Genomic DNA, 20731 nt, shown 5'->3' with positions numbered 1-20731 from the left:
AAACCTGTGGGAGCGGGCTTGCCCGTGATGACTGACCTCAAAACGCTACGAAACTTATCTCTTGGACGCGATCATCGCCATAAACGCAGGCATCGCCGCGTCCTTGTCCGCCGCAATCCGCTGCACGTTCGGATTGTCCCCCAGACGCTCCAGTAGCGCCTTGGCCGCCGGCAATTGCGCCAACAGATCGATATCAAACAGCTTCTTCGCCACACCACACGCCAACGGCACGCTGTACAGGAAGTACAGATCCGCCACGCTCAAGCTGTCGCCGGCCACATACGGGCTGAATTTGCCGTGCCGGCCCAGCGCCGCCATCCCCTGCAACAATTCGGCTTTGGTTTTTTCCTTGATCGCATCCGGCAGGGTCATGCCGAAAAAGGCTTCGGGATAGCAGGCCCGGCCTGGCAATTCGATGTACAGCTCGATTTCCTTCGCCAGTGCCAGCACCTGCGCGCGCTCGAACGGATCGCTCGGCAGCAGCGGCGTGCCTTTCTGGCTTTGCTCGATGTATTCGAGGATCACGCTGGTTTCATTGATGAAGCCCTGCTCTACCTGCAGCACCGGGACCTTTCCGCGAGGGCTGATGGCCAGTGCCTCGGGGCTGGTGCCAGCGTAAAACGGTACTTCTTCGAAGGGCAGGCCTTTTTCCAGCAGCGCCAGTTTGACCATGTTGTAGTAGTTACTGACGGAGAATCCATAAAGCTTGATCATCACAAAGCCTCCAGGCCATGCGGGGTGGGCAGTGCCTGTTTATAGAACGCTGCCGGGATTCTTGCCAGCAGCATCACGCCGCTGAATGCGGGTAAACTGGCCGCCTTTCCCTGAGGAGCCTGCCATGAGCGAGCCAACCGATATCGACAACGACGAAGAAGAGTTCGCCGAAACCACCCTGATCCAGGCCATCGAAAACCAGATCGAAAGCGACAACCCGCCGGCTGCCAAGGCGACGTTCAACAAGCTGACGCTGGTGGGTTACGAGCGGGAAGAAATCCTCAACCTGATGGCCCACGTTTTGGCGGTAGAAATCGACGCGATCCTCGAAGAAGACCGCGCGTTCAACACCGAATGGTACGAAGCTGCCCTGCGCGCCTTGCCCGAGTTGCCGCCGGAAAAGCAGTAAGCCCCCCCCCCCCTGTAGGAGCGAGCTTGCTCGCGAAAAACCCGAGAGCGCCACGGGGCATCTGGTTTTACGCGTCATCGTTGACGACCTTCGCGAGCAAGCTCGCTCCTACAGAGTAAAAAAACCCTGTCGCGAGCACTGGACATGCCGGACAAGCGGGTTCACCTTAGGGGCGCTGTCGTCCAATTCCTAGAAAGTCTGGAGTCCTTATGTCGCTTACCCCTGAGTTGGTTGCCGAACTGGAAGTCCTCGCACTCTTCAACCTGGACAGTTCCCAGGAAGGTCTGAAAATTCATCAGACCGCTGCCCCGAAACACATTGCCGCCGCCAAACGCCTCTTTGAAAAAGAACTGACCGACCAGCCTGATGGCGGTTACCTGACCAGCCTGGGTCGTGACGCCGCGCAAAATGTGCAAACCGTGCTGACCATTCTTAACGCCGAAGTAACAGCCTGAATTCTGCCGCATCGCCCACGGAGACCCCGACCCAGGGATTTCCGCGGGCACATCCCCCTGATTTCTGTCTGCAGCCGATAGAAATCTGACGCCAGAAAAACAAAATCAGCTTAAAAGTCCTCGCCTCAAGGCGCTAAACTGCCCCTCATCCGAAGCCCCACGTCCGAGCCCTGCGAGCCGGTTTGAGCTGACATGACGCGCACCCACGAAATCCGCCCCGACCTGGACGAGGGAATCGACCGCAAGGTTCTCAGCCAGCTGCGCGCACGTTTTCTGAAACTCAACGAAGGACGCATGGCTCGCGCCATGGAAGGGTTGTCGACCCGCCAGCAAGGGGTCCTGACCTTGCTGCCGCTGTTTTTCCACGTTAACCATCCGCTTTTGCCCGGTTACGTTTCCGGCAGTGCGCCGGCCGGGCTGTCGAATTTCGAGCCGGATGCCAATGTCCTCGCTGAAGCCCAGCGCCTGACCCGCTCGTTTTCCTACAAGCCGCGCCACGGCAGCAACCCGCCGAGGCCGATTCACGGACTGTTCCTGATGGGCAGCCTCGGCACCCTGGCCCAAGCCGACCAGAGCGACATGGATGTGTGGGTCTGCCATGGACCGGACCTGACCGAAAACGAACTCGCCGAGCTGCGCAAGAAATGCCAGTTGCTGGAAGCCTGGGCCACCAGCCAGGGCGCCGAAGCGCATTTTTTCCTGATCGACCCGAGCCGTTTCGTCTGCGGTGAGCGCGATACCCAGCTGAGTTCGGAAGATTGCGGCACCACCCAGCACTACCTGTTGCTGGACGAGTTTTACCGCACCGCGATCTGGCTCGCCGGGCGCACACCGATCTGGTGGCTGGTGCCGGTCTACGAAGAGTCGAGCTACGACCGCTACACCCATGCCTTGATCTCCAAACGCTTCATCCGTGCCGATGAAACCCTTGACCTCGGCAACCTGGCCTACATCCCGCCCGGCGAATTCATCGGTGCCGGGCTCTGGCAGTTGTTCAAGGGCATCGAGTCGCCCTACAAGTCGGTGCTCAAGCTGCTGCTGACGGAGGTTTACGCCAGTGAACACCCCAGGGTCCATTGCCTGAGCCTGCGCTTCAAGCAAGCAGTGTTCGCCAACCGCCTCGACCTCGACGAACTGGATCCGTATGTCGTGGTGTATCGGCGCATCGAGGAATACCTGATCGCCCGCAACGAACCGGAACGGCTGGAACTGGTGCGGCGCGCGCTGTACCTGAAGGTCAATCGCAAACTCACCGGCAACAGCCGCACCCAGAGCTGGCAGCGCTCCTTGCTCGAACGCCTGGCCCATGAATGGCACTGGGACCAGCGTCAACTGACCCTGCTCGACAGCCGCAGCCAGTGGAAAGTCCGCCAGGTCAGCTCCGAGCGGCGGGCACTGGTCAACGAGCTGAACTACAGCTACCGCTTCCTCAAGCAGTTTGCCCGTCACGAACAAACGGTCAGCCGCATCAACAAGCGCGACCTGAGTGTCCTCGGCCGCCGCCTGTACGCCGCTTTCGAGCGCAAGGCTGGTAAAGTCGAATTCATCAATCCCGGCATCGCCCCGGACCTGGCTGAAGACACCCTGACGCTGGTGCACGCACCGAACAGGAAAGAGCCGGGGCAAAGCCAGTGGGGCTTGTACAACGGCAGCCTGACGGCACTGGAGTGGGAGCATTTCGCGCCGATCAAACGCAGCCGTCACTTGCTCGAACTGCTGACCTGGTGCCACCGCAATGGCGTGATCGACAGCAGTACCCGCCTGGCCTTGCACCCCGGTACCAGCGACTTGAGCGAATTCGAACTATTCAACCTGCTCGGCAGCCTGCAACAGACCATCGCCCTGCCCTTGCCCACCGTCGCCGAGGAACCTCTGTTGCGCGCCAGCGTGCCGAGTGAAGTGCTGATCCTGGTGAATGTCGGCATCGATCCGCTCAAGCACCATCGCGACCTGAACATCCTCATGACCACCGAGCGCACCGACTCCCTGAGCTACGCCGGTGTCCGGGAAAATCTGGTGCTGACTCTGGACCAGGTCACGCTCAATAGCTGGAACGAAGTGTTGGTCGGCCGCTACGACGGCCCCCACGCCCTGCTCGACTGCATCCGCGACTACCTCAACAACCTGCCGGCCGGACCACAACAGCCGAAGCTGCGAGTGCGTTGCTTCTGCCATAACCGCGCGCAGTTCATCGCCCAGCGGGTGGAAGAAATCCTCGATACCGCGCAGAACCTGCTGCTGAGCCGGCTCAATCATCGTTACCTGATCCAGGTCCAGCAGCACTACCACGTGCTGGAGTTGGTGCCGGGCCAGGTCCAGCACATCGCGCTGGCCACTCTGCCGGCGCTGATCGATTACCTGGGCGAAGAAATGGCGAGCTACAGCCCGTTGCACCTCGATCCGAAGGCACTGGAAGACCACGACCTTGCGCTGTTCCTGCCAACGGGCCAACCGGACTGCATTCAAGTGTTCTATAGGGTCAACGAAGATCAGGCTGATCTGTACGTGCTCGATGAGTTCAACGCCCTGTGGCAGCAACGCCTGCCCTGGCACGATGAGCAAAGCCTGCTGGTGCCGCTGCAGCGTTTCCTGCAATCGATCCAGTACCGTCGCGATGCCTTGTTGCCGATGGACGCAGCCCACCCGCTGAACCTCGACACCCTGTACTGCCAGTTGCTGCCGTCAGGCCCTGGCCGCGCACGCCGCATCGAAGCCCGGCCGGTGCCGCAGACGCCAGTGAACAAGCAGTTCTACGACGTGCAGGCGATCGTCGGCAAAGCCGCACCGGGTCAGGTGCAGGTGACGCTGTATTGCAATCAACGGGAATTTTCCGAGCTGGAACATGGCGACCAGTTGTTCCGCGTGGTCGCCCGGGAAATCGTCGGGCAGCGCCGGGAAACCGAACGCTACCGCTGCTACATCACCGACCTCGACCTGTCAGGTCTGCTCGGTGAAGGTCAGAGTTCCACCCATCTGTACCTGCGCTACAAAGCCGACCTGGAGCACGCATTGAACGAGGCGCTCGATCAAGTCTGAGGGGAAGTCACTCCGGGAACGCGCCGCCATTGGCCGGCTGCGATTCGACTTCCAGCAAGGTCAGCTTCAGGGTCTTGCCGCCCGGAGCCGGCCAATCGATGTGCTGGCCAACCTTCAGGCCGAGCAGCGCACTGCCCACCGGCGCCAGGATCGAGACCTTGCCTTCGTCGGCATTCGCATCCTTGGGGTACACCAGGGTCAGGTGGTAGTCCTTGCCACTGCCTTCTTCGCGGCAATGCACTCGGGAATTCATGGTCACGACATCCGCCGGCACTTCATCGTGGCCGACCACGGTATCGGCGCGATCCAGTTCGGTTTGCAGCGCAATAACGCCCGGCAGCGTGTCGTCCAGGCTGTCGATCAGACGCTCCAGACGCTGGACGTCCAGACGGGTAAGGGTGATGGAAGGTGAGGTCATGATCTGGGCAGACTCCTTTCTTCTGCACGAAAAAAGCAAAACCCCGCCAGAAAAAGGCGGGGTTTTCACAAGCCTCGATGGGTTGAGGCGTTTCTGGACACTATCACAGCTCAAAAAATATACAAGTCATGGCCAAACCGACGCTATGGACTTGTAGAGAACTCCTGTGGCGAGGGGGCTTGCCCCCGTTCGGCTGCGCAGCAGCCGTAAAAACTTGGGGCCGCTACGCGACCCAACGGGGGCAAGCCCCCTCGCCACAATGACTCACTAGACTGAAGCTTTGCGGTGGGCAGCCTGCGCACAAATCACCCGCCTACGCTCGTCATCAGCCGAGCGCCACTCACGAATATCTTCGACATGGCGGAAGCAGCCCAGACACACTTTCTGCTCGTCCAGCCGGCACACACCGCTGCAGGGCGACGGTACCGCCGGGCTGACATTGCTGTAGAGCGGTTTGGGCGCACGGACAGGCGCAGGCTGGGTCACGATCTCACAGGCCTTCGAAATCGAGTTCGACACCGGCCTGCTGCTGGACGATACGCTCAAGCATTTCACCCAACTGCTCTTCGCTCTTGTCGCACATCCAGCGCTCGCTTTCTTCGTCGTAGTCGAAGTGGAAACCACCGGATACCGCTGCCAGCCACAGCTGGCGCAGCGGCTCCTGGCGACTGAAGATCAACTGGCTGCCGTTCTCGAACTTGACCGTCAGCACACCGGCCGAGCTTTCGAGGTCGATATCCAGGTCGCTCTCGTCAAAGATGTCCTCCAGGGATTGCTGGGTGGCATCGACCAGGTCATGGAAACGCGCTTCGGACAAACTCATTACGGCAACCTCAAAAAGTGTCTGATCAGGCTCAAGCGCCGCAAGATACGACCGAGCTCCGTCGATTGCAAAGGATAACGACCTGTGGGATTGCATGATACCGACCGGCATCGGGCCGAGCCCCGCCGGACGGGCGGTCCGTTGCATAGGCAAGCTGCCGGGTGGCCGGTATACTCCGGCGCAATTAATGCATTTTCAAGGATTTCGCCATGAAGCGCCTGATCTCTTCCCTTGCTGCGCTCCTCGCGGTTGCCTGCCTTGTGTCGGCCTGCGGTCAAAAAGGCCCGCTGTACCTGCCCGATGAAGACCAGGACCCTGTGGAGCAAGCCAAGTCGTCGCAGCAGCAGCCTGCCTCCAAAGCACACAAGCACGACGTCTACCAATAATAAGGGAACCTCATGGACGCTTTTAACTACCGTGACGGTGAACTGTTCGCGGAAGGTGTTGCCCTGTCTGCCATCGCCGAGCGCTTTGGTACACCCACCTACGTTTACTCGCGCGCACACATCGAAGCCCAATACCTGGCTTACGCCGATGCGCTGGTCGGCACACCGCACCTGGTGTGCTACGCGGTCAAGGCCAACTCCAACCTGGGCGTCCTGAATGTCCTGGCGCGTCTTGGCGCCGGTTTCGACATCGTCTCCCGTGGCGAGCTGGAACGCGTACTGGCCGCTGGCGGCAGCGCCGACAAGATTGTGTTCTCCGGCGTAGGCAAGACCCGTGACGACATGCGTCGCGCCCTGGAAGTCGGCGTGCACTGCTTCAACGTCGAATCCACCGACGAGCTGGAACGCCTGCAGGTGGTCGCCGCCGAACTGGGCGTTCGCGCGCCGATTTCGCTGCGCGTGAACCCGGACGTCGATGCCGGCACCCACCCGTACATTTCCACCGGTCTCAAAGAGAACAAGTTCGGCATCGCCATCGCCGACGCCGAAGACGTGTACGTGCGTGCCGCGCAGCTGCCGAACCTGGAAGTGGTCGGCGTCGATTGCCACATCGGCTCGCAACTGACCACCCTGCCGCCGTTCATCGACGCTCTCGACCGCCTGCTGGGCCTGGTCGATCGCCTTGGCGATTGCGGCATCTACCTGCGCCACATCGATCTCGGTGGTGGCCTGGGCGTACGATACAAGGACGAGGAGCCGCCACTGGCTGCCGACTACATCAAGGCCGTGCGCGAACGTCTCGACGGTCGTGACTTGGCGCTGGTGTTCGAGCCGGGCCGCTTCATCGTCGCCAACGCCGGCGTGCTGCTGACTCAGGTCGAGTACCTCAAGCACACCGAACACAAAGACTTCGCCATCGTCGACGCCGCCATGAACGACCTGATCCGCCCGGCGCTGTATCAGGCCTGGATGGACGTCACTGCCGTGAACCCGCGCACCTCCGCTGCCCGCGCCTACGACATCGTCGGCCCGATCTGCGAGACCGGCGACTTCCTGGCCAAGGATCGTCAGCTGGCGCTGGAGGAAGGCGACCTGCTGGCCGTGCATTCGGCCGGTGCCTACGGGTTTGTCATGAGTTCCAACTACAACACCCGCGGCCGTGCCGCAGAAGTGTTGGTGGACGGTGATCAGGCATTTGAAGTGCGTCGCCGTGAAACGGTAGCCGAGTTGTATGCTGGCGAAAGCCTGCTGCCGGAGTAAAACCATGCTGCTGCGTTTTACCAAGATGCACGGCCTGGGCAATGATTTCATGGTCCTCGACCTGGTCAGCCAGCACGCGCACATTCTGCCCAAGCATGCCAAGCAATGGGGCGACCGGCACACCGGCATCGGTTTCGACCAGTTGCTGATCGTTGAAGCGCCGAGCAACCCGGACGTGGATTTCCGCTATCGGATCTTCAACTCCGACGGTTCCGAAGTGGAACAGTGCGGCAACGGTGCGCGCTGCTTCGCCCGTTTCGTGCTCGACAAGCGCCTGACTGCAAAACGTGTGATTCGCGTCGAGACCAAAAGCGGCATCATTGAGCTGGACGTGCGTAACGACGGGCAGATCAGCGTCAACATGGGCGCCCCGCGCCTGGTGCCAGCGGATATTCCGTTCCAGGCGCCGGAGCAGGCCAAGAGTTATCAGGTCGACGTCGACGGCACCCCGGTCGATCTGGCCGCCGTGTCCATGGGCAACCCCCATGCCGTGCTGCGGGTCAGCGATATCAACAACGCGCCGGTGCATGAGCTGGGCCCGAAAATCGAACATCACCCGCGCTTCCCGGCACGGGTCAATGTCGGTTTTCTCCAGGTCATCGACCGGAGCCGCGCGCAATTGCGCGTCTGGGAACGTGGAGCCGGGGAAACCCAGGCTTGCGGAACCGGCGCCTGTGCCGCCGCAGTGGCCGCGATCAGCCAGGGGTGGATGGATTCGCCGCTATTGATCGACCTGCCTGGCGGGCGCTTGTCCATCGAATGGGCAGGCCCTGGCCAACCGGTGATGATGACCGGCCCGGCAGTGCGCGTATATGAAGGACAAGTGCGTCTTTGAGTGAGCGAAATCCATGACCGACAAGCCTCAGGTACCCGCACGACAAGCTGACGAATCACCGTCCGAAAGCCTCGAGGCGGCGGCTGTAGCCGCGTACCTGGAGGCTCATCCGGACTTCTTCGTCGAGCACGAAGAACTGCTCCCGTCCCTGCGTATCCCCCATCGGCGCGGCGATACCGTGTCGCTGGTCGAGCGTCAGATGACCATCCTGCGCGACCGCAACATTGAACTGCGTCATCGCCTGTCGCATTTGATGGACGTGGCCCGGGACAACGACCGCCTGTTCGAAAAGACCCGTCGCCTGATCCTGGCATTGATGGATGCTGCCAGCCTGGAAGACGTGGTGATGTGCGTCGATGACAGCCTGCGCCAGGAATTCCAGGTGCCCTTCGTCAGCCTCATCCTGCTCGGCGACAACGCCATGCCGGTGGGCCGCTGGGTCACCCACGCCGAAGCTCAAGTGGCCATCGGCGGTTTGCTCTCGGAAGACAAAAGCGTCAGCGGCAGCCTGCGCGAGCATGAACTGGACTTCCTGTTCGGCGAAGAACAGCGCAAGCAGATCGGCTCCACCGCGGTTGTCGCCATCAGCCACCAGGGCATCCACGGCATCCTGGCCATCGCCAGCCGTGATCCGCAGCACTACAAAAGCTCGGTGGGCACCTTGTTCCTGAGTTACATCGCTGAAGTCATGGGTCGCGTGCTGCCACGGGTCAACAATTCCCTGCGCTCGGTACGCTGAACATGGAACGACAACTGGACGCTTACTGCGAACACCTGCGCAGTGAGCGGCAGGTGTCGCCGCACACACTGTCGGCTTACCGCCGCGACCTCGATAAAGTGCTGGGCTGGTGCGTCAAACAGAATATCGGCAGCTGGACGGCGCTGGACATCCAGCGCCTGCGTAGCCTGGTTGCCCGTCTGCACGCCCAAGGCCAATCGTCCCGCAGCCTGGCGCGATTACTGTCAGCCGTTCGCGGGCTCTATCACTACCTGAACCGCGAAGGCCTGTGCGACCACGATCCGGCCAATGGCCTCGCACCGCCCAAAGGCGAACGCCGCCTGCCGAAAACCCTCGACACCGACCGCGCCCTGCAACTGCTGGAAGGCGGGGTCGAGGATGACTTTCTGGCACGTCGGGACCAAGCGATTCTCGAGCTGTTCTATTCCTCCGGCTTGCGGCTTTCGGAGCTGACGGGGCTCAATCTCGATCAGCTCGATCTGGCTGACGGCATGGTCCAGGTGCTCGGCAAAGGCAGCAAGACCCGCCTGCTGCCTGTAGGAAAAAAGGCCCGCGAAGCGCTGGAGCAGTGGCTGCCATTGCGAGCCATGGCCAACCCGACGGACGATGCGGTGTTCGTCAGCCAGCAAGGCCGCCGCCTCGGCCCCCGGGCGATCCAGGTGCGGGTCAAGGCTGCCGGCGAGCGCGAACTGGGGCAGAACCTGCATCCGCACATGTTGCGACACTCCTTCGCCAGCCATTTGCTGGAATCGTCCCAGGACCTGCGCGCGGTGCAGGAACTGCTCGGGCACTCGGACATCAAGACCACACAGATCTACACCCACCTGGACTTCCAGCATCTGGCAGCCGTCTACGACAGCGCCCACCCACGGGCCAAACGCATGAAAGGCGACGATTCATGAGTATTCAGTTGATCACCTTCGACCTCGACGACACCCTGTGGGACACCGCCCCGGTGATCGTCAGCGCCGAAGCCGTTTTGCGTGAATGGCTGACCGAGCACGCGCCCAACCTGGGGGCAGTGCCGGTGGAACATTTGTGGGCCATTCGTGAGCGCGTATTGAGCAACGAGCCCAGCCTCAAGCACCGCATCAGCGCCCTGCGTCGGCGAGTGCTGTTCCACGCACTGGAAGAGTCCGGTTATGGGCATGACGAAGCCTCGGACCTGGCGGACAAGAGTTTTGAAGTATTCCTGCATGCCCGGCATCAGATCGAAGTGTTTCCGGAGGTCGAACCGACCCTGGAAATCCTCGCCAATCATTACGCCCTCGGCGTGGTCACCAATGGCAATGCCGATGTGCGTCGGCTGGGCCTGGCGGATTACTTCAAGTTTGCGCTTTGCGCCGAAGACATCGGCATTGCCAAACCCGATGCGCGATTGTTCCAGGAGGCCTTGCAACGCGGTGGCGCGACCGCTGAATCGGCGGTGCACATTGGCGATCATCCAGGTGATGACATTGCCGGTGCGCAGCAGGCGGGAATGCGGGCGATCTGGTTCAACCCGGCGGGCAAGGCCTGGGAAGCCGAACGGTTGCCGGATGCGGAGATTCGCAGCCTGAGCGATTTGCCGGCATTGCTGGCGCGGTGGAATTCGGTATCGAACTGACAAAAAAACCGTGGGAGCGAGCTTGCTCGCGATGAGGGCTTAACATTCAAAATAAATGTTGCCTGACACTCCGCCATCGCGAGCAAGCTCGCTCCCACAGGGATCACCACAGGTTTCATGTTTTTGTTTCAGGCATGAAAAAGCCCGCAGCGACGGCGGGCTTTTTCAGTAAGCGGGTAGCAGGCTCAAATAGGCCGGCTGCCGTACTTGTTGTCCGGCTTCTTGGGCGGATCGGCGACCACATTGGCCTCCACTTCCTGCACCTTGCCACCCTTGGCCAAAAACTCCTCCATGGCCCGCGCGAGAGCATCGCGTTCCTTGTTCTTGGCTTCGACACTCGGCAGCTCATCGACCGATACCGCTGCCTTGGCCTTGCCTTTGGCGGTCGGAACCGGCGCATCACCACCGTCGTCTTCAGCGACGTCTTCCGCCGCTGCTTCCAGACCTTCTTCGGTTTCGTCGTCGTCGCCTACTTCGAGGTCGTCGTTTTCCAGATCATCGTCGCTCATGTTCTACCTCATGACTTGCGAAAAGCAGATTAGTTATAGCCCAGCTTTGCCCTCTGTCGAAGGCTGCCGGAAAAAAATCAACAGCCGCTGCTGACCAGCGGTTATGCCCCTTCACCGTGCACGGTGGCGAGGACTTTACGGGCACCGCCATGATCACGGTGCTCGCCCAGATAAACGCCTTGCCAGGTCCCCAACGCCAACCGGCCTGCCGCAATCGGCAAACTGAGCTGACAGCCAAGCACGCTGGCCTTGAAGTGCGCCGGGAGGTCGTCCAGGCCTTCGTCGTTATGCTCATAGCCGTCTGTTCCTTGTGGGATCAGACGATTGAAAAATCGTTCGAAGTCGCGACGTACCGCCGGATCGGCGTTCTCGTTGATGGTCAACGACGCCGAGGTATGCTGCAGCCACAAGTGCAACAGACCGACCCGACACGCCTTGAGTTCAGGCAGGCCGGCGAGTAACTCGTCCGTTACCAGATGAAAGCCCCGGGGCCTCGCCCGCAAGGTAATCAGAGTCTGTTGCCACATACAGTTCTCCGCACGTTCGGGGCGCATTCTAGCGCGCTCTGTGAAAAAACAAAGGCCCTAATATTCCTTCAATCCTGTAAGCCTTTGGCTGCACAAAAACACCCGACGTAAACATCATAAAAGCTGTAGGAAAAAACCTTTCAGCTCAGCCTTCAACGACAAATTCCAGACAAAAAAATGCCCGGCAAGCCGGGCAGTTTTTTACGCGCTTGCTTACAAGTTGTAGCCGCGTTCGTTGTGAAGCGCCAGATCGATGCCGACCGCTTCTTCTTCTTCGTTGATACGCAGGCCCATGACCGCATCCAGCACCTTGAGGATGATGTATGTAGCGATCGCGGTGTAGATCACCGTGAAGCCCACGCCTTTGCACTGAATCCACACTTGTGCGGCGATGTCGGTCACGGTGCCGAAGCCACCCAGGGACGGAGCAGCGAACACACCGGTCAGGATTGCGCCGAGGATACCGCCGATACCGTGCACGCCGAAGGCATCCAGGGAATCGTCATAGCCGAGCTTGCGCTTGAGGGTGGTAGCGCAGAAGAAGCACACCACGCCAGCCGCCAGACCAATTACCAACGCGCCCATCGGGCCAACGGTGCCGGCAGCCGGGGTGATTGCCACCAGACCGGCAACCACGCCCGAAGCGATGCCCAGTGCGCTAGGCTTGCCGTGGGTGAGCCACTCGGCAAACATCCAGCCCAGTGCAGCAGCAGCGGTAGCGATTTGCGTCACCAGCATCGCCATGCCGGCGGTGCCGTTGGCCGCAGCGGCGGAACCGGCGTTGAAACCGAACCAGCCAACCCACAGCATGGCCGCGCCCATCAGGGTGTAACCGAGGTTGTGCGGCGCCATCGGCGTGGTCGGGAAACCCTTGCGCTTGCCCAGCACCAGGCAAGCAACCAGGCCTGCTACACCGGCGTTGATGTGCACCACGGTGCCGCCAGCGAAATCGAGCACGCCCCAGTCCCACATCAGGCCACCGTTGCCGGACCAGACCATGTGCGCAATCGGCGCATACACCAGGGTGAACCAGATGCCCATGAAAATCAGCATCGCGGAGAACTTCATCCGCTCGGCGAACGCACCGACGATCAGCGCCGGGGTGATGATCGCGAAGGTCATCTGGAAGGTGATGAACACCGCCTCGGGGAACAGCGCTGCCGGGCCGGTCAGGCTCGCTGGCGTGACACCCGCAAGGAACGCCTTGCCCATGCCGCCGAAGAACGAGTTGAAGTTGACGACGCCCTGCTCCATGCCCGTGGTGTCGAACGCGATGCTGTAGCCATAAATGACCCACAGGACGCTGATCAGACCGGTAATGGCGAAGCACTGCATCATCACGGAAAGAATGTTTTTCGACCGAACCATGCCGCCGTAGAACAGCGCGAGGCCGGGAATGGTCATGAACAGCACGAGAGCTGTCGAGGTCAACATCCAGGCGGTGTCGCCGGAGTTGAGGACTGGGGCCGCCACTTCGTCTGCCGCCAGAGCAAGGCTGGGCATTACGATGGACAACAGGGCTCCTAGCCCTGCGAATTTACGCAGAGTCATATTGTTTTCTCCTGGGGCGTTGGGTTTGTGGCGGCTTAGATCGCGTCGGTATCGGTTTCGCCGGTACGGATGCGAATCGCCTGTTCCAGATTGACCACGAAGATCTTGCCGTCACCGATCTTGCCGGTGTTGGCAGCCTTGGTGATGGCCTCGATTACCCGGTCCAGATCCTTGTCGTCGATGGCGACGTCGATCTTCACCTTGGGCAGGAAATCGACCACGTATTCCGCGCCGCGATACAGCTCGGTGTGACCCTTCTGCCGACCAAAGCCTTTGACTTCAGTGACGGTAATGCCCTGCACGCCGATCTCGGACAGCGACTCGCGTACGTCGTCCAGCTTGAACGGCTTGATGATGGCAGTGACTAGCTTCATGAAAACTCTCTCCCGAATTTGGTGGACTTGCCCCAGGAAAACAAACCCGTCTCAAGTCTAAGCGCAGTGCCTGGCTTTGTAACGCATCGTCGGCCTTACCTGCCCGTTCGACGCCAGCTAACCGCTCCTCACGAAACACTCCCCCGCGTTCCGTTTGGCGCACTGCATTCGTCACAGCGACTGCATCAGTGCATGGGTCACCAGCATCTAAGCAGAAAGCTTGCCATCTCCACAAAACCGACTGTTTTCAAGCCATTACAGGTGGATGGTGGATACTTCGCGACAAGACCCCGCACGTTACGCACAACAACGGTGCAACGCCGCCTGTCCCAATGCGCGAAAATCGTGCATCCCTTGCCCGCGCAAATGACTATAGACACTGCGTGATACACTGCCCGTCATTGTTTCCAGGACATTGCCCATGCTCGCGCCAAAAGACTTCCTCGACGCCCTCACCGGCACCGCCTCTCGCCTTTTCAGCGGCGACACGCCTCTGCCGAAAGCCGAAATCGAAAGCCAGTTCAAAATGTTGCTGCAGAGCGGCTTCAGTAAACTGGATCTGGTGAGTCGGGAAGAGTTCGATAGCCAGATGGTCGTACTGGCACGCACCCGCGCCCGCCTCGAAAGCCTCGAAGCGAAAGTCGCCGAGCTGGAAGCGAAACTGAACCCACCAACCGAATAACACCGCAAATGCTCACTGTGGAACCCAATCCACTGTGGGAGCGAGCCTGCTCGCGAAATGGTCGCCACGACCTTCAGACTCACCTGTAGGAATTGCCGCAACCTGCGCTCTTCAAGCCCGCAAGAATCCCGGCAACTTCCTACGAAGATCTCACTCCCCTTCCGATTGCGCCGCAAAGCTCCGGTTCCTAAGCTCACTCCCAACTGATTAGCCAGCAATGGGTTTGACGACTCGAACAGCACCCGACGCACCGTGACGACGTTCGAACCAGAGATTTATTCCTTTCTCGAATTATGGCCGTGCATGGGAGACCTTCGGGCCTGCCGGTATTTCCGCAGGCTCCGGTTCGCAAATCCGCTCGAAAAAGTTTAAGCCCATATTACATGGCTTAGATAATAGTTTGTGATGAGCACAACTTTTTAAATGGAATACTGTTACCAACACCACAAGGAGCAACACCCATGAAAATATCCAAGTCTTTAATTGCCGTTTTCGCATTGACTGCATTCCACATAAGTTCAGCGGCCGCTGGGCCGTCCGTTACAGTCACATTCAAGAACCTTGGAACACAGACTGCTACGTATACCCCCATAACAAACAACGAAGCTATAACGAAAGCAAACGCATCACCTACTCCACAAGCGTCCGTGATTGCAAATGACTCAGATACGTACGTCATACAAAGCCAGATATCACCTGATTACAATCATGCTAATTTGCGATATCAAATTGGTAACAAGAAATGTATTTATTTAGCTACATTTGTGACTACTCCTGGCTTTGGCGCGAGTAAAATTCCAAAGTGGAATAATACGGCCACGCCTAGTGGTGGGGCCACCTGCACCATCAAAGTAACTAATACAAATCCGTCCACCTATGCATGGTCAGTAGTACTCACCATGAAATAAAGCATGTAGCGATATTTAATGGGCTTGTAAGATCTTGATAAAGCATCAACATTTATTAGGCGATGCATCATATTTTAGTCATCGAACAGGGAGCAGAAAAGAATGGTTAATTCACTAAACAATTTTGCAGCTAACAGCGGCCAAGCGCTCGCTGGAACAAAAAAATTGACAGCGACTCCCGGCAAAAACCCAGGCGTCAACCAAAGCACACCCCAAGGCCCACTTGGCAACGCACGAGATAGTAGTACCGTTTCCACCCTAGCGAGCCAATTGAGCGAAGCCTCAGTACGCGCACAGGCCCGGGATGCACGCCTAACTAGAACGGAACTGAGCTCGATGGCTAATAACACATTCAACGAGTTAGTGAGTGCTAATTATACTGCCAATAAATCAACATACGACTCTGAAGTTCCTGACACAGATAATGCCACATTACTAGCGCGCGCCAAAAGTGCGACACAGTATACAAACGGACTCGGCAAAAATCCGTTTTCGGGGATGCCCATGGATCAGCTTGCCTTAATTACTTACGATGACAGCGGCACCTTTACCATCAATGAAAGACGGGCAGCACTGAAAGAGTCAGCCAAACAAGAATTTGCATGGCGACAGAAAGTGGTGGCCGAAGCAGAGTTTGAATACAACAACACTGGAAAACTCACAAACTTCTCCAAAAGTGTCCTTGACCATTACAAGGGCTTGCCCCCAGTTCAGCAAGCACAGTATCCAAACAACTACGAAGCCAAACTTAAGCACTGGATAGATTTAGACTTCAACTATTTTACGAATGTCGCAGAAGGTAAAAAGAAGATGGATGCCGAGAGCTTCGCCGGCAAAATCCTGGATGGCGATAATAGTTTGTTTGACGACACAACTTCTTCAAAACAAGCCACCTCAACATAAGTTGCTTGATTTACACGCGAAATAAATGCGCAGGGGGTGTGTCAGGCTGGCTTTGTCAGTAGGTTTTACGACAGCTGCGCAGTCGAACCCAGCGTTTGGCTGCTGTTACATAGCGTGGCTTTCAGCAACATTCTGCGAAAGTTTCCCTCCTCTCCGACCGGACTCCACGACTACCCTTCAAAAACCCGCAGGAAGCGGCTCCCGTCATCTCAAGGAACGACCATGTCCCTCTCCATCGTCCACAGCCGCGCCCAGATTGGCGTGGATGCGCCCGCTGTCACCGTTGAAGTCCACCTGGCCAATGGTTTGCCGTCGCTGACGATGGTCGGCCTGCCCGAGGCGGCGGTAAAGGAAAGCAAGGACCGGGTGCGCAGCGCGATCATCAATTCGGGGCTGCAATTTCCGGCGCGGCGGATCACGTTGAATCTGGCGCCGGCGGATTTACCCAAGGATGGAGGGCGGTTCGATCTGGCGATTGCCCTGGGGATTCTCTCGGCCAGTGTGCAGGTGCCTACGTTGACGCTCGATGATGCGGAATGCCTTGGGGAGTTGGCGTTATCAGGTGCCGTGCGGGCGGTTCGTGGGGTTTTGCCAGCGGCGCTGGCAGCGCGCAAGGCCGGGCGCTGGTTGATGGTGCCGCGAGCTAACGCTGAAGAGGCGTGCCTGGCCTCGGGACTGAAAGTAATTGCGGTGGATCATCTGCTTGAGGCCGTTGCGCATTTCAATGGGCATACACCGATTGAGCCTTATGTCTCCAATGGCCTGCTCTACGCCAGCAAACCCTACCCCGACTTGAATGAAGTGCAGGGGCAACTCGCGGCCAAGCGTGCGCTACTGATCGCTGCCGCTGGTGCTCACAACCTGTTGTTCAGCGGGCCGCCGGGAACGGGGAAAACCCTGTTGGCGAGCCGCTTGCCGGGATTGCTGCCGCCGCTGGCCGAAAATGAAGCGCTGGAAGTGGCGGCGATTCAGTCGGTCGTCAGTTGCTCGCCGTTGAGCCATTGGCCGCAGCGGCCGTTTCGCCAACCGCATCACTCGGCGTCCGGCCCCGCGCTGGTGGGGGGCGGCTCGAAACCGCAGCCCGGTGAAATCACCCTCGCCCACCACGGCGTCCTGTTTCTGGACGAACTACCGGAGTTTGATCGCAAGGTTTTGGAGGTGCTCCGGGAGCCACTGGAATCCGGCCACATCGTGATCTCCCGTGCCAAGGACCGCGTACGCTTCCCGGCGCGCTTTCAACTGGTCGCAGCGATGAATCCCTGCCCCTGTGGATATCTTGGCGAACCGAGCGGCCGTTGCTCCTGTACGCCGGACATGGTTCAGCGCTATCGCAACAAATTGTCGGGGCCGCTGCTGGATCGTATCGATCTGCACCTTACGGTTGCTCGCGAAGCCACGGCGCTGAATCCTGCGTTGAAACCCGGCGACGATACTGCCACCGCCGCCGAGTTGGTTGCCGATGCACGAGAACGGCAACAAAAGCGCCAAGGCTGCGCCAATGCATTCCTCGATTTGCCGGGCCTGCGCAGACACTGCAAGTTATCCACAGTTGACGAAACCTGGCTGGAAACGGCGTGTGAAAGGCTAACCTTGTCGCTGCGAGCGGCCCATCGACTGCTCAAGGTTGCTCGCACCTTGGCGGACCTTGAGCAAGTCGATGGCATCACCCGTGAACATTTGGCCGAGGCGCTGCAATATCGGCCGACAACACTCTAGTCAGCATCACCCCTTGTTGAGGTCAACCAACGGCGTCTGCCGCACCTCAGTCTCCCGCCCACCCTGAATCTCGCTCACCTGCTTCAAGGCCTTATCCACAGCTGCCTTATCCGCCAACAAGCTGTAGCTGATGCGGAACTGCTTGTGTTCCTTCGGCCCAATCGTCGGCACCAGGTTCAATGGGCGCTGATACCGGCGGTTGTAGGAAAAACTCGTCCCCGGTTCCAGCCCCGTGACATAGCCCTGCCCCTGGGTATCGGTGTTTTTCCACAGGGAGAACACGGGCAGTGTTTGAGTATTGAAGCCGACCGAAACCCCCAGGCTGCCGGCCTTGTTATGTAACACGGTCAACGTATCGCCCTTGGCATCGGCATACGGCACCACGTTATAAACCGTCTCGTCGTAGTCCTTGGTCGGTGCGCGGTAGGTTTGCCAGTCGGGCAGATCGCCTTTGGCTTTGTCGTTGAACGGTGAGACCTGTTTCACCGGCGCGGCGAAGCGGGCGCCCTGTTCCAGGAACGGCGTGCTGAAGTTGCTGTGATACAGCGCCTGGTATTCCTTCGGATAGTCACCGTTGTTGGTCAGGGTGTCGTTGAGGGCGAACGTTACGCTGCCGGGTTCGGTGACCAATTCGGTCGCCACGGAGAAGTCGACTTTCTTGAACGCCTGCTCTTTCAGCTCGCCACGCAGGCTGATGGCGTATGGCGGTTTTTCATCGATGTGCAGGGTGACTTTGTTGGCCGGAATGTTGGCGGCGCGGCCGTGCAGGGTCAGCAGTTCACCGTTGTCCATGCCGGGATGGCCGACCCATTCGTAGCCGCAGCGGGTGACCAGCTCATTGAAACCTTCCAGCCAGCCCAAGCCACCGCGACCATTGAGTTCGATGAAGGACGGGTTGACCACTTCCTTGACCGGCGAATCCCAGCCCATGCGCACATTGCCGACCGAGGCCTGCAAGACGTTCATGCCGCGAGTCGGCACCACCGAGAGTTTCATCGTGCCGTTATCGATGTCGACGATGCTGACGCCCTCCTGCCGACCGCCGTGCAAGGTGCGCAGGGTCACGGAGAAGGGTTTGTCGGTTTTCACCCCGAGTTGCTGGCTGGTGATCTGCCAGCTCTGGGCGGCTTTGTCGGTGTCGAGCAGGACGTAATCCCAGGCCATGGCGTGGGAGGCAGCGGACAGCGCGCTGAGGGCAACGAAGAGTTTGAGCGGGGACATGGGGAAAGCCTTTCTTGGAGTTGTGCATTTTTTATAGCGCTGATGAAACGATTCAGCAAGCATAAAAAAGCTTACGCCCGAGCCTTCCCAAGCTAATTAAATTTGACCTTATGCAACCTCCGCACGCTTACGTTAGTCTCATAAGGTTTGAACCTCCGGCAGATTGACGGCGATATCATTATGACACTAATGTCGCCCGCTAAATGCAGGAGCAAGTACAGACACATTTGTCTGTCATTTTTGCGCAACGGATCGTATGGAGTTTGAATGCGCGGGGCACTATTACGCAGCGGTAAGAGCGGGTCATTCACTGCCCTCGGCGAAACAGGTCAACCGGTCTACCGAGCAGCCCTGCAATTGCGCGAAGCCATTCGCCGCAAGAACCCCGAGTTGGTCGATCATCTGGCCATCCCTCAAAGCGATGAACTCGGGAACCAGATCGATTGGTACAGCGCTCTCGACGGCGATGTGATTCCGTGGAGCAGCGCGACCGAAGAAGAACGTGCCCCTGCCCGCCGCCAGCTTGAAGCGCTGAAGACCGCGCTCGAAGAATTGAGCCAGCGTTTCCTGAGTACGGACTCCGCCGAACAGCCGCAAGGCGACAAAGCCGTGTTCGGTAAGCTGCTCAAGCGCGTGATTCATTTCCCGGACGAAAACTTCGTCTACCTGGTGCAAGGCAAACCGGTGCTGACTTTCTGGGGTTTCGAGCATGCCGGCACCGGCAATGGCGATCCCCTGCACTGCCTCTATCAGGTACCACCCGCGTTCACGCTGCCACCCGAGGTCGAAGCGCCTGTTGTTCCGCCCGTTGTGCCGGTGGTTGCTCGTCCGTGGTGGCGTCGTTGGTGGTGGCTGTTGCTGCTGCCGCTCCTGCTGCTGCTTTTGTGGCTGTTGCTCGGCCTGCGAGGGTGCGTACCGATTCCGTTGGTGGCGGTAGATTTGCTGCCTGACGGCGTTGTGCCAGTAGAAAAACAACTGGAAGAGCCGCCACTGACCGGAAATGTCACGACACTCAACAACGTTCCGGTGACAGGCACCGTTATAGGCTCGACCACTGGAACCGGCACCGCCGTGACTGGAACGCATGGTGTGGAAACGCCGGCCGTCGAGGGTAACGAGGCTGACATGGCACCCGCCGACTTGACCAAAGACCCGGCCATAGACCCGGCAGCTGAAAACAAAACTGCGCCACCCGAAAACAAAACTGAGCCACCAGAAAACAAAACCGCGCCGCCGGATGTCACATCGCCCGAGGCAGAAAAACCCGCCGCTGCCAAACCCGGCCCGCCCCTGAGCATCCCGCCAGACGCCGCCGACGGTGCCGCCAAGTTTCTCGATGGACAGTACAGCGCAGGCGCCGGGATTCAGGATCGCCGAACCGGCAAACCGCTGCGTCTGGAGTACCAACTCAAGGACGGTAAGGGCCAAGTCACCGTACATCAGGCCGACGGCTCGAAATGCAGCGGGCCGGTGAGCGCTACTATGAAGGGTGGCAGCCTGGCCATCGACAGCCAGGGCCAGGCCGTTTGCGGCGATGGCAGCACTTACGACATGCCCAAGGTCAGCTGCCGCCCAGGGGCGACCACGATCGCAGACTGCACCGGTGGTTACGGAAAAGAACAATTCCCCATGTCCATGCGGCAAGTGGCCGAATAAAAA

At 59.2% G+C, this 20731-nt stretch carries 23 protein-coding genes; 14 read left to right on the top strand and 9 right to left on the bottom strand.

Annotated features, from left to right (window positions below; all coding sequences use genetic code 11):
• Positions 1 to 54 precede the first annotated feature (54 nt).
• Positions 55 to 714 carry a glutathione S-transferase family protein gene (locus AC1RP7_RS04635; protein WP_340312820.1) on the bottom strand — a complete coding sequence of 220 codons (660 nt, stop codon included), beginning with the start codon at positions 712 to 714 and terminating at the stop codon, positions 55 to 57.
• Between the two features lie 124 nt (positions 715 to 838).
• On the opposite strand from AC1RP7_RS04635, the gene AC1RP7_RS04630 reads away from it, so the two are divergent.
• The 3 genes from AC1RP7_RS04630 (at position 839) to AC1RP7_RS04620 (ending at position 4614) form a co-directional block, all read left to right on the top strand.
• Entirely contained in the window at positions 839 to 1123 is a 285-nt protein-coding gene (locus AC1RP7_RS04630) for a hypothetical protein (RefSeq protein WP_057712786.1), read from the top strand.
• A 209-nt stretch (positions 1124 to 1332) separates the two neighbouring features.
• On the top strand, positions 1333 to 1578 hold the full coding sequence (locus AC1RP7_RS04625; protein ID WP_057712785.1) for a TIGR02647 family protein: 246 nt from the start codon (positions 1333 to 1335) through the stop codon (positions 1576 to 1578).
• Positions 1579 to 1770: 192 nt separating this feature from the next.
• Positions 1771 to 4614, top strand: a complete 2844-nt coding sequence (locus AC1RP7_RS04620; RefSeq protein ID WP_493181405.1) for a class I adenylate cyclase — start codon at positions 1771 to 1773, stop codon at positions 4612 to 4614.
• A 7-nt stretch (positions 4615 to 4621) separates the two neighbouring features.
• Here AC1RP7_RS04620 and rnk read toward each other — a convergent pair whose 3' ends face one another.
• From rnk to cyaY, 3 genes are all read right to left on the bottom strand, one after another.
• A complete protein-coding gene (rnk, locus tag AC1RP7_RS04615; RefSeq protein WP_057712783.1) occupies positions 4622 to 5032 on the bottom strand; it encodes a nucleoside diphosphate kinase regulator in 411 nt (136 codons plus the stop codon).
• A gap of 267 nt (positions 5033 to 5299) precedes the next feature.
• A complete protein-coding gene (locus AC1RP7_RS04610) occupies positions 5300 to 5518 on the bottom strand; it encodes a DUF1289 domain-containing protein (protein ID WP_079246817.1) in 219 nt (72 codons plus the stop codon).
• 4 nt (positions 5519 to 5522) lie between these two features.
• Positions 5523 to 5855, bottom strand: a complete 333-nt coding sequence (gene cyaY, locus AC1RP7_RS04605) for an iron donor protein CyaY (RefSeq protein WP_057712782.1) — start codon at positions 5853 to 5855, stop codon at positions 5523 to 5525.
• Positions 5856 to 6064: 209 nt separating this feature from the next.
• On the opposite strand from cyaY, the gene lptM reads away from it, so the two are divergent.
• Genes lptM through AC1RP7_RS04575 form a run of 6 tightly spaced genes read left to right on the top strand, consistent with a single transcriptional unit; the run spans position 6065 to position 10681 of the window.
• Entirely contained in the window at positions 6065 to 6241 is a 177-nt protein-coding gene (gene lptM, locus AC1RP7_RS04600) for an LPS translocon maturation chaperone LptM (RefSeq protein WP_007980804.1), read from the top strand.
• Between the two features lie 12 nt (positions 6242 to 6253).
• The gene (gene lysA / locus AC1RP7_RS04595; protein ID WP_493181406.1) at positions 6254 to 7501 is read left to right on the top strand and encodes a diaminopimelate decarboxylase; all 1248 of its coding nucleotides are present in this window, start codon (positions 6254 to 6256) and stop codon (positions 7499 to 7501) included.
• Between the two features lie 4 nt (positions 7502 to 7505).
• Positions 7506 to 8336: a diaminopimelate epimerase gene (gene dapF / locus AC1RP7_RS04590; protein ID WP_347909722.1), complete on the top strand. Its 831-nt coding sequence runs from the start codon at positions 7506 to 7508 to the stop codon at positions 8334 to 8336.
• A 13-nt stretch (positions 8337 to 8349) separates the two neighbouring features.
• Complete coding sequence (locus AC1RP7_RS04585) at positions 8350 to 9075, top strand: DUF484 family protein (protein WP_218494639.1); 726 nt, start codon at positions 8350 to 8352, stop codon at positions 9073 to 9075.
• Positions 9076 to 9077: 2 nt separating this feature from the next.
• Positions 9078 to 9977: a tyrosine recombinase XerC gene (gene xerC, locus AC1RP7_RS04580; RefSeq protein ID WP_090452116.1), complete on the top strand. Its 900-nt coding sequence runs from the start codon at positions 9078 to 9080 to the stop codon at positions 9975 to 9977.
• On the top strand, positions 9974 to 10681 hold the full coding sequence (locus AC1RP7_RS04575) for an HAD family hydrolase (RefSeq protein ID WP_218494637.1): 708 nt from the start codon (positions 9974 to 9976) through the stop codon (positions 10679 to 10681). The genes xerC and AC1RP7_RS04575 overlap by 4 nt, the downstream gene beginning before the upstream one ends.
• 185 nt (positions 10682 to 10866) lie before the next feature.
• Here AC1RP7_RS04575 and sutA read toward each other — a convergent pair whose 3' ends face one another.
• From sutA to glnK, 4 genes are all read right to left on the bottom strand, one after another.
• Positions 10867 to 11190: a dormancy-specific transcriptional regulator SutA gene (gene sutA / locus AC1RP7_RS04570; RefSeq protein WP_008050867.1), complete on the bottom strand. Its 324-nt coding sequence runs from the start codon at positions 11188 to 11190 to the stop codon at positions 10867 to 10869.
• A gap of 101 nt (positions 11191 to 11291) precedes the next feature.
• On the bottom strand, positions 11292 to 11717 hold the full coding sequence (locus AC1RP7_RS04565) for a secondary thiamine-phosphate synthase enzyme YjbQ (RefSeq protein ID WP_057712777.1): 426 nt from the start codon (positions 11715 to 11717) through the stop codon (positions 11292 to 11294).
• A gap of 213 nt (positions 11718 to 11930) precedes the next feature.
• Positions 11931 to 13268 (bottom strand): ammonium transporter, encoded by a 1338-nt coding sequence (locus AC1RP7_RS04560; RefSeq protein ID WP_057712776.1) that lies wholly within the window; start codon positions 13266 to 13268, stop codon positions 11931 to 11933.
• A 35-nt stretch (positions 13269 to 13303) separates the two neighbouring features.
• Complete coding sequence (gene glnK, locus AC1RP7_RS04555; RefSeq protein WP_002555808.1) at positions 13304 to 13642, bottom strand: P-II family nitrogen regulator; 339 nt, start codon at positions 13640 to 13642, stop codon at positions 13304 to 13306.
• 421 nt (positions 13643 to 14063) lie between these two features.
• Between glnK and AC1RP7_RS04550 the strand changes: the two genes are divergently transcribed.
• The 4 genes from AC1RP7_RS04550 to AC1RP7_RS04535 all read left to right on the top strand — a co-directional run bounded on the left by AC1RP7_RS04550 (position 14064) and on the right by AC1RP7_RS04535 (position 17851).
• Positions 14064 to 14324, top strand: a complete 261-nt coding sequence (locus AC1RP7_RS04550; RefSeq protein ID WP_046038993.1) for an accessory factor UbiK family protein — start codon at positions 14064 to 14066, stop codon at positions 14322 to 14324.
• A gap of 461 nt (positions 14325 to 14785) precedes the next feature.
• Complete coding sequence (locus tag AC1RP7_RS04545) at positions 14786 to 15232, top strand: hypothetical protein (RefSeq protein ID WP_079246695.1); 447 nt, start codon at positions 14786 to 14788, stop codon at positions 15230 to 15232.
• A gap of 102 nt (positions 15233 to 15334) precedes the next feature.
• Positions 15335 to 16135, top strand: a complete 801-nt coding sequence (locus tag AC1RP7_RS04540) for a hypothetical protein (RefSeq protein ID WP_493181407.1) — start codon at positions 15335 to 15337, stop codon at positions 16133 to 16135.
• Positions 16136 to 16357: 222 nt separating this feature from the next.
• Positions 16358 to 17851, top strand: coding sequence for a YifB family Mg chelatase-like AAA ATPase (locus tag AC1RP7_RS04535; protein WP_057712774.1), 1494 nt, complete (start codon positions 16358 to 16360; stop codon positions 17849 to 17851).
• Between the two features lie 6 nt (positions 17852 to 17857).
• On the opposite strand, the gene AC1RP7_RS04530 is transcribed toward AC1RP7_RS04535, so the two are convergent.
• Positions 17858 to 19072: an aldose 1-epimerase family protein gene (locus AC1RP7_RS04530; protein ID WP_340312816.1), complete on the bottom strand. Its 1215-nt coding sequence runs from the start codon at positions 19070 to 19072 to the stop codon at positions 17858 to 17860.
• A 267-nt stretch (positions 19073 to 19339) separates the two neighbouring features.
• Between AC1RP7_RS04530 and AC1RP7_RS04525 the strand changes: the two genes are divergently transcribed.
• Positions 19340 to 20728, top strand: coding sequence for an SrfA family protein (locus AC1RP7_RS04525; protein WP_493181408.1), 1389 nt, complete (start codon positions 19340 to 19342; stop codon positions 20726 to 20728).
• Positions 20729 to 20731 lie beyond the last annotated feature (3 nt).

The sequence above is a fragment of the Pseudomonas sp. GW822-FHT01E03 genome, from assembly GCF_058802985.1.
Note: the sequence above shows the minus strand (reverse complement) of the source record. Positions and strands in the feature narration are given on the sequence as shown.